Source organism: Streptomyces chilikensis (assembly GCF_001642695.1).
GTDB lineage: Bacteria > Actinomycetota > Actinomycetes > Streptomycetales > Streptomycetaceae > Streptomyces > Streptomyces chilikensis.
Genome location: NZ_LWCC02000005.1, coordinates 288,810 through 302,235, shown reverse-complemented (window position 1 = coordinate 302,235; position 13,426 = coordinate 288,810). Strand labels below are relative to the sequence as shown.

Genomic DNA, 13,426 nt, shown 5'->3' with positions numbered 1-13,426 from the left:
AAGTGCGGCCCTCGGCGTTCGTCGCCCGGGCGACGAACGCCGAGTGGCGTTTCTCACCCACCGTCAACCCCTCCCTACGGTCGCGTAGCTCACATCCGAAGGTGAAAGATGCCTCGATGTGGCAGACGATTCGAAGAATGACAGCAGAACAGTGATCGGGTCGGTCGGGTCGGTCGGGTCGGTCGGGTCGGTCGGGTCGTACGTGGCCGTCGGGGACAGCTTCACCGAGGGCGTCGGGGACCCCGGCCCGGACGGGGCGTTCGTCGGCTGGGCCGACCGCCTCGCGGTGCTCCTCGCCGACCGCAGGCCGGAGGGCGACTTCCGCTACACCAACCTCGCCGTGCGCGGAAGGCTGCTCGACCAGATCGTGGCCGAGCAGGTGCCCCAGGTCCGCGGCCTCGCCCCCGACCTGGTGTCCATCTGCGCCGGCGGCAACGACATCCTGCGCCCCGGCACCGACCCCGACGACGTGGCCGACCGGTTCGAGAAGGCCGTCGCCGCACTCGCCTCCGCGGCCGGCGGCGTCCTGGTCGCGACCGGCTTCGACACCCGCGGCGTTCCCGTGCTCAAGCACCTCCGGGGGAAGATCGCCACGTACAACGGGCACGTACGGGCCATCGCCGACCGCTACGGCTGCCGGGTGCTGGACCTCTGGTCCCTGCGCAGCGTCCAGGACCGCCGAGCCTGGGACACCGACCGGCTGCACCTCTCCGCCGAGGGGCACACCCGGGTGGCGCTCCGCGCCGGCCAGGTCCTCGGCCTCGAGGTCCCCGCCGATCCCGAGCAGCCCTGGCCGCCGCTGCCCCAGCGCGGCGTCCTGGAGGTCCGCCTGGACGACGTGCACTGGGCGCGCGAGCACCTGGTGCCGTGGATCGGGCGGCGCCTGCGCGGGCAGTCCTCCGGCGACACCGTCCTCGCCAAGGGCACGCTGGCGCTGGACGACCTCAAGTCCTGGCTCGCCAGGGCGGTCTGAGCCGACGTCCGCTCCGCGGGCCGGCCGGCCCGCGGAGCGGTGGAGCCGGCGGAGCGGTGGAAGCGGCGCACCGGATGACGCGGATCGGGGCAACGTGACGCACGGGGCGCGCGTCCGTAGGAGCATGGACACGCGCACCCCCGAGGACACCCGACCAGGCGCAGCGGCTGGAGGCCACCTGTGAGCGACACCGGCTCCCTTTCCCGATCCGTCACCGCGGCAGGCGCGTCACTGCTGAGGGGCCTGCGCCCCGAGGCCTTCGGCGCCGAGGCCCGGGGGAAGCGGCTGGCCCGCATCCAGGCCTCGCCCCACTTCGCCGACGGCGTCTTCCGCAACCCGTCCGGACCCACCCGCACGACGCCCGACCCGTCCTCCCGGCGCGAGCTGGCCAAGGGGCTCCTCGACCGCGAGGCCCGCGCGCTGCGCGCCCCCGCGCGGCCGATACCCCTGCACCCCACGACCCTCGCCGACCTGGCGGCCCCGCCGGCCGGCGGACTGCGGGTCACCTGGCTCGGCCACTCCACCGTGCTGACCGAGATCGACGGCCACCGGGTGCTGTTCGACCCCGTCTGGGGGCAGCGTTGCTCCCCGGTGACCTTCGCCGGCCCCCGGCGGCTCCACCCCGTCCCGGCGCCGCTCGCCGCGCTCGGCCCGGTGGACGTCGTCGTCATCTCGCACGACCACTACGACCACCTGGACATGCCCACCATCAAGGCGCTGGCCGGGACCGACACCCTCTTCGCCGTCCCGCTCGGCGTCGGCGCCCACCTGGAACGCTGGGGCGTGTCCAGCACCCGCCTGCGCGAACTCGACTGGCACGAGTCGACCGGGGTCGGCTCCCTCACCCTCACCGCGAACCCCGCCCGCCACTTCTGCGGACGCGGCCTGCGCAACACCCAGCACACCCTGTGGGCCTCCTGGACCGTCGCCGGCGAACGCCACCGCGTCTACCACAGCGGCGACACCGGCTACTTCGAGGGCTTCCGCGACATCGGCGCCGAGTTCGGCCCGTTCGACGTCACGATGATCCAGCTGGGCGCCTACTCGGAGCACTGGCCCGACATCCACATGACCCCCGAGGAGGGCCTGCGCGCCCACCTCGACCTCCAGGGCGGCACTCCGGGCGGGGCGCTGCTGCCCATCCACTGGGGCACGTTCAACCTGGCCCTCCACCCGTGGGCGGAGCCGGCCGAGTGGCTCCACGACGTGGCCGGGGCGGCGGGGCAGCCGGTGGCCTTCCCGCGCCCCGGAGAGCCCTTCGCGCCGGGCGGCGAACTGCCGGCCGACCCGTGGTGGCGCGCGGTGTCCGCACCGCTCGTCCGGCACTGGAGCCGGCCCGCGGAACCGGCGGCCGAGGTCTCCCCGGCGGCCGGCCAGGAGCCGGCGGGAGAGCGGTGAGGCCGGCGGCGCCCCGGCCCGGCCGGCCGGGGCGCCGCCCGGGAGGCTGACCCGCGCGTCCGAGCGCCTGCGCCACCCAGCCCGTCACCCGGGCCTGCGGCGCCCCGCTCCGCCGGGCCCGGGCGGCGCGCGCCAGGTGCAGCTCCGCCTCGGCGGGACGGTCCAGCGCCAGCGCGATCCGCCCCGCCAGCAGCGCGGCCTGCGGCGCCGACGGCGAGCCGAAGGAGGCCAGCCGCCCGGCCAGAGCCGCCGCGTCGGCCACCATCCGGCCGTTGCGCGCCCCCGCGGCGAACCGGGCCTCGGCCAGCACCAGCCGGGCGTGCGCCTCCCACCACGGCCGCCGCTGCCGGGCGAACAGCCGCACCGCCGCGGCCGCCCGGTCCACCGCCGTGTCCGGGTCGCCCGCCGGCCCGGCCGCCTGCGCCGCCGTCAGCAGCAGTTCCGCCTTGCGGGTGCGCTGCCCGCCCACCCCGTCGAGCGCCGCGATCGCCGCGTCCGCCTCGGCCAGCGCCTCCGCGGCCAGCCCGGCCGCCCGCAGCACCTCGCAGCGGCGGATGCTCAGCATGAACGTCGGGGTGCCCAGCGCGGTGTACCGCTCGGCGGCCTCGTCGAAGAGCCGCAGCGCCGCCGGGATGTCACCGGCGCGGAACGCGGTCAGCGCCCGCCACTCGACCACGTCCGCCTTGTCATGGTCCTGGCCGGTCGTCCCCCACAGCTGCTCGGCCGCCGCGAAGTCCGCCTCCGCCCGGTCCACCGCGCCCACCGCCAGGTGCACGGTGGCCCGCAGGGTCAGCGACCGCGCCACCCAGATCACGTCCCGCGCCTGCCGCAGCACCGGGACCGCCCGGCGGACGTCGTCCAGCGCCTCGCGGTGACGGCCCAGCACCCAGAACGAGTACGCCCTGCGGTACAGCACCCGGGCCCGGGTGTGCGCCGAGCCGCGGCCCACCCCCCGCTCGAACGCGGCCAGCCCCTCCCGGGTCCGCCCCGCGTGCACCAGGGCCACCCCGAGCGTGGCCAGCACGTCGGCCTCCCGGTCGGGCGAACCCGCCCGCGCCGCCAGGTCCCGGGCGCGCCGCAGATGGCGCAGCGCCAGGCCCAGGTCACCGAAGTCCCTCTGCCAGATGCCTATCACCTGATGGGCCACCGACGCGTGCTCCGGGGGCGGACCGGACTCGAGGAGCCGCTCCGCCCTGCGGAGGGCCACGGAAGGTGTGGCGAAGACCATCGGCAGCAGTTCGAGGACGGTTCCGCTTCCCGCTGTCACCCCCCGCATGGTAGTAGCCCTGGCCAGGGGTTTCACCAGGGGAGACGTGTGAAGGCGCTGTATCGAAACCCTGTACGCCGTATCAAAACCCGTGCGGCAGACTCTCCATGACGACGCGGCAGTCCCGACGACGCCGCAGTCGCCGACGACTGCCTTCGAGGGGGAGGACACCCATGCCGGCCCGGCGCTTCCATGAACAGTGCGAACAGGTCCGACGCTCGATGCCCGACGTGCCGCTGGCCGTGGACGAGAGCGGGGGATTCCTGTACGAGCGCGGGCACCTGCTGGTGCGCGACGGGGAGGACGCGCACCTGGTCGCCGACACGGTGCGCGGCCGGCTCGGGGAGATACCCGGCGCCGCCGGCCGCGAACGGATAGGCCCCGCCGGGCCGGGCAACCGCTCCGGAGTGGTGCGGATCCGGGTCGCCGAACCCGCCGGGGCCGCGGAGGACGCCGACCACGCCGTGGCCGGGGCGCTGCGCGCGGTGCGCGCCGTCGAGGCCCGCGCCGGCCGCCGCATGGCCTCCCGCAACCACGTCATCTCGGTCACCCCCAACGCCTGCCCCGGCGACGAGCCGGTCCCCGCCCCGCCGGGCGAGGGCCCCAACCCGGCCCCCGCCGAACCCGCGCACCACCCGGACGCCCCCGTCGGCGTCCTGGTGGTGGACACCGGCCTCACCGGCGACCACGCCCGCTGCCCCCTGCTCGCCCGGGTGCGCGGCGACCTGGAGACCGCGGAACGGGACGCCGACGGCCTGCTGCGGCAGTACGCGGGACACGGCACCTTCATCGCCGGCGTCCTGGCCGCCGTCGCCCCGCACACCGACATCACCGTCAGCAACGCCCTCAACGAGGCCGGGGCCGTCCTGGAGTCCGAGTTCGGCGGCATCCTCCTCGACGCCGCCGAGCAGGCCGGCTGGCCCGCCCTGATCAGCCTCTCCGCGGGCACCTCCACCGGCGGGGACGAGGGCCTGCTGGGCCTGGAGCGCTTCATGGCCGAACTGCTCGACCACCCGGGCACCCTGCTGGTCGCCGCGGCCGGCAACAACGGCAACGACATCCCCTTCTTCCCCGCCGCCTACGCGGCCAAGTCCCGCTACGCCAAGGCGGTGCTCTCCGTGGGCGCGCTGCGCGGCGACGGCGAGGGCCACGCCTGCTTCTCCAACCACGGCCGCTGGGTGGACGTCTACGCCCCCGGCGAGCGCCTCACCGGACCGCTCACCGGCTTCGACGCACCGGTCCCGTACGTCTACCAGCACTCCAGCTACGACGAGTGCCGGCACGGCGGCGACTACTCGTGCACCTGCCGCTTCCCCGCCCACTCCGGGCTGCTCAGCGCCGACGGCACGGCCTCCCCGGCGGAGCCGGAGCGCGTCGAGTTCACCGGATACGCGCGATGGAGCGGCACCTCCTTCGCCACCCCGCTGGTCGCCGCCATGATCGCCGCGCACATGGCCGCCCACAAGGAGACCGACCCCCGCAGGGCCCGCCGCGACCTGCTGGCCGCCCACCGGAAGGAGACCGCCGAGGTCCGCGGCCGGAGGGCGCCGGCGCTGCGCCCGCCCACCTGGCGGCCCGTCGGCTCCCCCGCGGAGCAGGCGTGACGGCCGCGTGCTTGACCCGCCCCCGTACGGCGTACGATGACGTGCCGTACACGAGGGGTGGGGGAGTGGAACGAGCGACAGTCGCTGAGCTGCTGAAGTCCGCGGTGGAGGGCGACCAGGACGCCTGGCGGGGACTGGTGGACGGGCTCAGCCCGCTGGTGTGGTCCGTGGTCCGCGGCCACCGGCTTTCCGAGGCCGACGCCCACGAGGTCTACCAGATCGCCTGGTTCCGGTTCGCCCAGAACCTGAGCCGGATCCGGGAGCCCGAGAAGGCGGGCTCCTGGCTCGCGGCCACCGCGCGCCACGAGTGCCTCAAGGTGCTGAGGTCCCAGCGTCGCTGGACGCCCACCGACGACCCCCAGGTGCTGGACCGCCCGTGCGACAGCTGTTCGCCCGAGCAGACGGTCCTCGAGAACGAGGCGGAGGCCGAGCGGGCCGACCGGCACCGCACCGTCTGGGAGGAGTTCGACGCGCTCGGCGACCGCTGCCGGCAGCTGCTGCGCCTGATCATCGCCCAGCCGCCGCCCAGCTACCGCGAGGTGTCCGTCGCGCTGGGGATCGCGGTGGGTTCCATCGGACCGATTCGACAGAGGTGCCTGCGCAGACTGCGCAAGCGCCTGACCGACCGGGGGGTTCTGTGAACGGCGGGACGACTTTCGACGAGGCGGACGGGGCCGGCGAGCCCTACGACGAGGCCCAGCTGCGGGAGGTGGAGCAATTGCTCAGGGAAGCCGCGCTCGTCTGCGACCCGGTGCCCACGGCGCTGCGCGACACCGCGCTGGCGGCCTTCGCGCTCCACGACCTCGACGCCCGGCTCGCCGAGCTCACCTTCGACTCCCTCCTCGACGCGGCCCCGGTGCGCAGCGCCGAGGACGCGCCGCGGATGCTGACCTTCGCGGCCGGCGACCTCACCGTGGACGTCGAGGTCGGCGAGGACGGGCTGCTGGGCCAGCTGCTGCCGCCGCAGGAGGCGGGGGTGGAGGTGCTGACCCGTCCCACCCCGGAGGCGACCGCGTCCTGCGCCGCCGACGGGACGGGCGGGTTCTCCTGCGCGGTCGACGTCACCGGCCCGTTCGCGCTGAGGGTCCGGACCGGCGACGAGGTGGTCGTCACGGAGTGGCTGCGGGTCTGACGGCGGCGGCCCGGGGCGCCGCCGTCACCCGCGCGTCGGCGGGCGCACGTCACCGCCGGCGCGTCACCACGCGACCGGCAGCGCCTCGGGCCCGCGGATCATGGTGCGCCGCCGCCAGGGCACCTGGTCCGCGGGCACCGCGAGCCGCAGTCCGGGCAGCCGCTCCAGCACCGCCGTGACCATCAGCTCGGTCTGGAGCCGGGCCAGCACGGCTCCGGTGCAGAAGTGCGAGCCGTTGCCGAACGCCAGGTGCGGGTTGGGGTCACGGGTCAGGTCGATCCCGTCGGGATCCGGGAAGACCTCCGGGTCGCGGTTGGCGGCCAGGTACGACACGTACACCGGCTCGCCCTCGGCGATCGTCCTGCCCGCCAGCTCCACGTCCTCCAGCGCGATCCTGGCCAGCCCCACGGTGCTGCGGTGCGGGATCCAGCGCAGCAGCTCCTCCAGGGCCGCGTCCCGCTCGGCGGGGCGGTCCAGCACCGCGCGCAGGTGGGCCATCAGCTCCGGCCGGGTGAGCAGCAGGTACAGCATCTGCCCGCAGTTGTGGGTGACCGCCTCGCCGCCGATCTGCAGCGGCCCCGCCACCCCGATCGCCTCCTCCTCGGAGAGCTCGCCGCGGCCGACCGCGGCGCCCAGCATCGACAGCACGCCGCCTTCCGCGGACGCCTCCTCGCGCCGGGCGCGGATCGTCTCCGTGATCCACCCGTAGAGCCCTGCCTTGGCGCGCTCGGCGGCCTCGGCGCCGCCGGAGGTGGAGATGATCTGCCGGGTCCAGGCGTGCACCCGCGCCCGGTCCGCCTCGGGGACGCCCATCACCTCGCTGACCAGGGCGAGCGGGAACGGCTCCAGCACCGCGGCGATCAGGTCGGCGGGCGGTCCCTGGGCCAGCAGTTCGCCGACCAGCGGGTCGAGCAGTTCCTGGGCGCGGGGGCGCAGCCGCTTCATGGCGCCGACGGTGAAGGCGCCCGCGAAGGCGCGGCGCAGCCGGTTGTGGTCGGGCTGGTCGGCGAAGGCGAGCGAGCCGGGCCGGGGCTTGAAGTGCGGGGCCAGCCGCGTGATCCGGCGGCGGGTCACCTCGGCTCGGCCGAACCGGGGGTCGTTGGTGACGGCGCGGACGTCCTCGTACCGGGTGGCCAGCCAGGCCCATCCCTCGCCGTGCGGCAGGCGGATCCTGGTCAGCGGGGCCTCGCGCATCAGCTCCGCCAGCGTCGGGTCGAAACCGGGGCCGTCGATCTCGGGCGGCACCCATTCCCTGACGGGCGGCGGCGGGGAGGACGGGGCGGTGATCTCCTGGGTCATGGCACCACCCTGGGGCGGCGCGGGCCGTCTGTCGCGTCCGGCTGCTCCGTGCGGATCCGTCCGGTGCGCGAAAGGAGCCGTCACGCCGCACCGCCCCGCCCGGTGGTCCGGGCGGGGCGGTGCGGCGGGGCCGGGCGGGCCCGGGGCGGAATCAGGCGCGCAGGGACGCCAGGGCCTCGTTCCAGGTGGCGGAGGGACGCATGACGGCGGCGGCCTTCTCCGGGTCGGGCTGGTAGTAGCCGCCGATCTCGGCCGGCCGGCCCTGCACCGCGTTCAGCTCCTCGACGATCTTCGCCTCGTCGGCGGTGAGCTTCTCGGCCAGCGGCGCGAAGGCGGCCGCCAGCTCGGCGTCGTCCTTCTGCGCGGCCAGCTCCTGCGCCCAGTACAGGGACAGGTAGAAGTGCGAGCCGCGGTTGTCGATGCCGCCGACGCGACGGGTCGGGGACTTGTCCTCGTTGAGGAAGGTCGCCGTGGCGCGGTCCAGCGTGTCGGCCAGGACCTGGGCCTTGGCGTTGCCGGTGACCTTGGCGAACTGCTCGAGGGAGGGGACCAGCGCGAAGAACTCGCCGAGCGAGTCCCAGCGCAGGTAGTTCTCCTTGACCAGCTGCTGGACGTGCTTCGGGGCGGAGCCGCCGGCGCCCGTCTCGAAGAGGCCGCCGCCCGCCATCAGCGGGACGACCGACAGCATCTTGGCGCTGGTGCCCAGCTCCAGGATCGGGAAGAGGTCGGTCAGGTAGTCGCGCAGCACGTTGCCGGTCACCGAGATGGTGTTCAGGCCCTTGCGGATGCGCTCCAGGGAGAACCTGGTCGCCTCGACCGGCGCCATGATCTCGATCTGCAGGCCCTCGGTGTCGTGCTCCGGCAGGTACGCCCGGACCTTCTCGATCAGCTTCGCGTCGTGGGCGCGCTCGGCGTCCAGCCAGAAGACGGCCGGGTCGCCGGTGGCGCGGGCACGGGTGACGGCCAGCTTGACCCAGTCGCGGATCGGGTCGTCCTTGGTCTGGCAGGCGCGGAAGATGTCACCGGGCTCGACCGGCTGCTCCAGGACGACCTCGCCCTTGGCGTCGACCAGGCGGACGGTGCCGGCCTCGGCGATCTCGAAGGTCTTGTCGTGGGAGCCGTACTCCTCGGCCTTCTGCGCCATCAGGCCGACGTTGGGGACGGACCCCATGGTCGACGGGTCGAGGGCGCCGTTGGCGCGGCAGTCGTCGACGACGGCCTGGTAGACGCCGGAGTAGCTGGAGTCCGGCAGGACGGCCAGCGTGTCGGCCTCCTGGCCGTCCGGACCCCACATGTGGCCGGAGGTGCGGATCATGGCCGGCATGGAGGCGTCGACGATGACGTCCGAGGGGACGTGCAGGTTGGTGATGCCCTTGTCGGAGTCGACCATCGCCAGGGCCGGGCCCTCGGCGAGCTCCGCGTCGAAGGACGCCTTGATCGCGTCACCCTCGGGGAGGGACTCCAGGCCCTTGTAGATGCCGCCCAGACCGTCGTTGGGGGAGAGGCCGGCGGCGGCCAGCTTCTCGCCGTACTGCGCGAAGGTCTTGGGGAAGAAGGCGCGCACCACGTGACCGAAGATGATCGGGTCGGAGACCTTCATCATCGTGGCCTTCAGGTGCACGGAGAACAGGACGCCCTCCTCCTTGGCGCGGGCGACCTGCGCCGAGAGGAACTCGCGCAGCGCGGCGGCGCGCATCACGGAGGCGTCGACGACCTCGCCCTTGAGGACCGGCACCGACTCGCGCAGCACCTCGGTCGCGCCGGAGGCGGTGACCAGCTCGATGCGCAGCGACCCCTCCTCGGAGATCACGGCCGACTTCTCGGTGGAGCGGAAGTCGTTCCGCCCCATCGTCGCGACGTTGGTCTTCGAGTCCGAGGACCAGGCGCCCATGCGGTGCGGGTGGTTCTTGGCGTAGTTCTTCACCGAGGCGGGGGCGCGGCGGTCGGAGTTGCCCTCACGCAGGACCGGGTTGACCGCGGAGCCCTTGACCTTGTCGTAGCGGGCGCGGACGTCGCGCTCCTCGTCGGTCTTCGGGTCGTCCGGGTAGTTCGGCAGCTCGTAGCCCTGGGCCTGCAGCTCCGCCACGGCGGCCTTCAGCTGCGGGATGGACGCCGAGATGTTCGGCAGCTTGATGATGTTGGCCTCGGGCTTCTTGGCCAGCTCGCCGAGTTCCGCCAGGGCGTCCGGGATCCGCTGGTCCTCACGGAGGTACTCCGGGAAGACGGCGAGGATGCGGCCGGCCAGCGAGATGTCACGGGTCTCCACGGGGACACCCGCCTGCGCGGCGTACGCCCGCACGACCGGCAGGAACGAGTAGGTCGCCAGGGCCGGCGCCTCGTCGGTGTGCGTATAGATGATGGTCGAGTCAGTCACCGGGTGCTCCGCTCCACGTCTGCAACATTGCTCGACATCAAGATATCTCGTGATCGCGCCGGTGCGACCCCCGGCCCGCCTCTTCCGTCGCACGGAAGAGCGCCGGCGGCCGCGGCGGCCGGTACGCGCCGGCGGCCGCGGCCGCCGGCGCGGGGTCCGGGGCCGTCCTCAGCCGCGCTGGCGGGGCATGGCCGGCTGGTCCCGCAGCAGCGCGACCTCGTGCGTCTGTGGCGGCACGCCGATGCCCTCGGCCCGGAAGCGGCGGTGCAGGCGCTTGACGAACTCGTGCTTGATCCGGTACTGGTCGCTGAACTCGCCGACGCCGAGGATCACGGTGAAGTTGATCCGGGAGTCCGCGAAGGTGTGGAAGCGGATCGCCGGCTCGTGCTCCGGCACCGCGCCCTCGACCTCCTTCATCACCTCGGTGACGACCTCGGCGGTCACCCGCTCCACGTGCTCCAGGTCGCTGTCGTAGCCGACGCCCGCCTGGACCATGATCGTCATGTCCTCGCCGGGGCGGCTGAAGTTGGTCATGTTGGTCCCGGCGAGCTTCCCGTTGGGGATGATCACCAGGTTCTGCGAGAGGTTGCGGATCGTGGTCTGCCGCCAGTTGATGTCGACGACGTAGCCCTCCTCCCCGCCGGCCAGCCGGATGTAGTCACCCGTGCGCACGGTGCGCGAGGCGAGGATGTGGATGCCGGCGAACAGGTTGGCCAGCGTGTCCTGCAGCGCAAGCGCCACCGCCAGACCGCCGACCCCCAGGGCGGTCAGCAACGGGGCGATGGAGATGCCGAGCGACTGGAGGATCACCAGGAAACCCAGCGCCACCACCGACACCCGGGTGATGTTGACGAAGATCGACGCCGAGGACGCCACCCCGGACCGCGACTGGGTGATGACGCCGACCATGCCGCCCACCGCGCGGGCCACGGTGAGCGTCACCACCGTGATCATCACCACGGTCAGGGCCTGGTTGACGGTCCGGTCCACCGGGGGCGTCAGCGGCAGCAGCGCCGCGCCCGTCGCCACACCGCCGAGGACGGCCGCCCACGGCGCCACCGTGCGCAGCGCGCCCACGAGCACGTCGTCGCCCTGCCAGCGGGTGCGCTCCGCGTGACGGCCCAGCCAGCGCGTCAGCATCCGTGCCAGGAAGGCCAGCACCAGGCCGGCGCCCACCGCGATGCCCGCGCGGATCAGGTCCTGCAGCTCCAGCGCTCGGTTCACCGGACGCCTCCGGGGCTCGCCGTCGGACGGAGGGGGAGTCTCGTCACCTTGTCACCTGTTCGGTTCTCCGGGGATGTGTGCACCACCGCCCGGACACGTGTGCGGCCGGGCGGGCGGGTTCATCCTGCCGCACCCGGCCGACCACCCGTCATCCGCCCTGGCGGGCAGGGCCGTTGGGAGGCCGCCGGCCCGGCGCCGCCCGCACGTCGTCCGCTTCGGCGTTGACCTCCAGCAAGGTCGAGGTCGTACCGTCCCGGACATGAGTATGGAGACCACCGCCTGGATGCAGCTCCACAGCGTGATGAACGCCGACGAGCGGGCACACCGCCGTCCCCTGGCCCGCGCCACCCTGCGCCGCATCGCCGCCTTCGCCCGCCCGCACCGCCGCCGGATCGCGCTGTTCCTGGTGCTCGGGGTGGCCACCGCCCTGCTCGCGGTGGCCGCGCCCGTCCTCGCCGGAGGCGTCGTCGACGCGATCGTCTCCGGGGACGACGAGAGCCGGGTGGTGCGGCTCGCCCTCCTGATCGCACTGATCGCCGTGGCCGAGGCCGGCCTCGGCGTCCTCGCCCGCCGCCTCTCCGCCACCCTCGGCGAGGGCCTGATCCTGGACCTCAGGACCGCCGTCTTCGACCACGTCCAGCGGATGCCCGTCGCCTTCTTCACCCGCACCCGCACCGGAGCGCTGGTCAGCCGTCTCAACAACGACGTCATCGGCGCCCAGCGGGCCTTCGCCAACACCCTGTCCGGCGTGGTCAGCAACCTGGTCACCCTGGTGCTCACCCTCGCCGTGATGCTGACGCTCTCCTGGCAGATCACCCTGCTCGCCCTGGTGCTGCTGCCGGTCTTCGTCGTCCCCGCGCGCCGCATGGGCGGGATGATGGCCCGCCTCCAGCGCGAGGCCGCCCACCACAACGCCGCCATGGGCACCCGGATGACCGAGCGGTTCTCCGCCCCCGGCGCCACCCTGGTCAAACTGTTCGGCCGCCCCGAGGAGGAGTCCGCGGAGTTCGCCGAGCGGGCCCGCCGGGTCCGTGACATCGGCATCCGCACCGCCACCGCCCAGTCGGTCTTCATGACCGCCCTCACCCTGGTCTCCGCCCTGGCCCTGGCCCTCGTGTACGGGCTCGGCGGCTGGTTCGCCCTGCGCGGCAGCCTGGAACCGGGCTCCGTCGTCGCCCTCGCCCTGCTGCTGACCCGGCTCTACGCCCCGCTCACCTCGCTGGCCGGGGCCCGGGTGGAGGTGATGACCGCGCTGGTCAGCTTCGAGCGGGTCTTCGAGGTCCTCGACCTCGAACCGCTCGTGCGGGAACGGCCCGACGCCCGCGAGGTGCCCGACGGCCCGCTCTCGGTGGAGTTCGACGACGTCCGGTTCGCCTACCCCGCCGCCGACAAGGTCTCGCTGGCCTCCCTCGAGGAGGTCGCCACCCTCGACACCCGCGGCGGCGAGGAGGTCCTGCACGGCGTCTCCTTCCGCGCCGAGCCCGGGCAGACCGTCGCCCTGGTCGGTTCCTCCGGCGCCGGCAAGTCGACCGTCGCCCAGCTGGTGCCCCGCCTGTACGACGCCGGCTCCGGCGCGGTCCGCGTCGGCGGCGTCGACGTCCGCGACCTGGGCGCGGCCTCGCTGCGCGGGGCGGTCGGCATGGTCACCCAGGACGGCCACCTCTTCCACGACACGGTCCGCGCCAACCTCCTGCTCGCCCGGCCCGGCGCGGACGAGGACGAACTGTGGGACGTGCTGCGCCGGGCCCGCCTGGAGGACCTGGTCCGCTCCCTGCCGGACGGACTGGACACCGTGGTGGGGGAGCGCGGTTACCGCCTCTCCGGCGGCGAACGGCAGCGGATGACCATCGCCCGGCTCCTGCTGGCCCGTCAGCGCGTGGTCCTGCTGGACGAGGCCACGGCACACCTCGACAACACCTCCGAGGCGGCCGTGCAGGAAGCCCTCGCCGAGGCCCTGGAAGGCCGGACCGCCCTGGTGATCGCCCACCGGCTCTCCACCGTCCGCGACGCCGACCTGATCCTGGTGGTGGAGGCCGGCCGGGTCGTCGAACGCGGCACCCACGAGGAGCTGCTCGCCCGCGGCGGCCGCTACGCCGAACTCCACCGGTCGCGCGGGGGTGCGGAACCGGTGACGGAGGCGGCCGTGTGACCGGCC

The 13,426-nt window shown here is 74.2% G+C and carries 9 protein-coding genes and 1 pseudogene; 6 read left to right on the top strand and 4 right to left on the bottom strand.

Annotation, left to right across the window (positions count from 1 at the left end):
- Positions 1-154: 154 nt before the first annotated feature.
- Both A2U95_RS01525 and A2U95_RS01520 read left to right on the top strand, forming a co-directional pair.
- Positions 155-973, top strand: a complete 819-nt coding sequence (locus A2U95_RS01525) for an SGNH/GDSL hydrolase family protein (RefSeq protein ID WP_240957396.1) — start codon at positions 155-157, stop codon at positions 971-973.
- A gap of 231 nt (positions 974-1,204) precedes the next feature.
- Positions 1,205-2,371 (top strand): MBL fold metallo-hydrolase, encoded by a 1,167-nt coding sequence (locus tag A2U95_RS01520; RefSeq protein WP_420857007.1) that lies wholly within the window; start codon positions 1,205-1,207, stop codon positions 2,369-2,371.
- Positions 2,372-2,422: 51 nt separating this feature from the next.
- Here the strand turns inward: A2U95_RS01520 and A2U95_RS01515 are convergent.
- Positions 2,423-3,647: pseudogene (locus A2U95_RS01515) on the bottom strand (tetratricopeptide repeat protein); the annotation flags it as partial.
- Between the two features lie 164 nt (positions 3,648-3,811).
- Between A2U95_RS01515 and A2U95_RS01510 the strand changes: the two are divergent.
- The 3 genes from A2U95_RS01510 to A2U95_RS01500 all read left to right on the top strand — a co-directional run bounded on the left by A2U95_RS01510 (position 3,812) and on the right by A2U95_RS01500 (position 6,374).
- Positions 3,812-5,242 (top strand): S8 family peptidase, encoded by a 1,431-nt coding sequence (locus A2U95_RS01510; RefSeq protein ID WP_166020443.1) that lies wholly within the window; start codon positions 3,812-3,814, stop codon positions 5,240-5,242.
- Positions 5,243-5,307: 65 nt separating this feature from the next.
- Positions 5,308-5,883, top strand: a complete 576-nt coding sequence (locus tag A2U95_RS01505; RefSeq protein ID WP_166020442.1) for an RNA polymerase sigma factor — start codon at positions 5,308-5,310, stop codon at positions 5,881-5,883.
- Positions 5,880-6,374: a hypothetical protein gene (locus tag A2U95_RS01500; protein WP_166020441.1), complete on the top strand. Its 495-nt coding sequence runs from the start codon at positions 5,880-5,882 to the stop codon at positions 6,372-6,374. Before A2U95_RS01505 ends, A2U95_RS01500 begins: the two co-directional genes overlap by 4 nt.
- 63 nt (positions 6,375-6,437) lie before the next feature.
- Here A2U95_RS01500 and A2U95_RS01495 read toward each other — a convergent pair whose 3' ends face one another.
- The 3 genes from A2U95_RS01495 to A2U95_RS01485 form a co-directional block, all read right to left on the bottom strand.
- A complete protein-coding gene (locus A2U95_RS01495) occupies positions 6,438-7,673 on the bottom strand; it encodes a cytochrome P450 (protein WP_166020440.1) in 1,236 nt (411 codons plus the stop codon).
- 151 nt (positions 7,674-7,824) lie between these two features.
- Complete coding sequence (locus tag A2U95_RS01490) at positions 7,825-10,047, bottom strand: NADP-dependent isocitrate dehydrogenase (protein ID WP_166020439.1); 2,223 nt, start codon at positions 10,045-10,047, stop codon at positions 7,825-7,827.
- A 168-nt stretch (positions 10,048-10,215) separates the two neighbouring features.
- Positions 10,216-11,271 (bottom strand): mechanosensitive ion channel family protein, encoded by a 1,056-nt coding sequence (locus tag A2U95_RS01485; protein WP_166020438.1) that lies wholly within the window; start codon positions 11,269-11,271, stop codon positions 10,216-10,218.
- Between the two features lie 265 nt (positions 11,272-11,536).
- Between A2U95_RS01485 and A2U95_RS01480 the strand changes: the two genes are divergently transcribed.
- A complete protein-coding gene (locus A2U95_RS01480; protein WP_206282926.1) occupies positions 11,537-13,420 on the top strand; it encodes an ABC transporter ATP-binding protein in 1,884 nt (627 codons plus the stop codon).
- The last annotated feature ends 6 nt before the right edge of the window (positions 13,421-13,426 follow it).

What these genes read in the sequence shown, in the direction of transcription:
- A2U95_RS01480 (WP_206282926.1), top strand. Translation starts at nt 11,537, where the DNA reads ATGGAGACCACCGCCTGGATGCAGCTCCACAGCGTGATGAACGCCGAC.
- A2U95_RS01495 (WP_166020440.1), bottom strand. Translation starts at nt 7,673, where the DNA reads ATGACCCAGGAGATCACCGCCCCGTCCTCCCCGCCGCCGCCCGTCAGG.
- A2U95_RS01510 (WP_166020443.1), top strand. Translation starts at nt 3,812, where the DNA reads ATGCCGGCCCGGCGCTTCCATGAACAGTGCGAACAGGTCCGACGCTCG.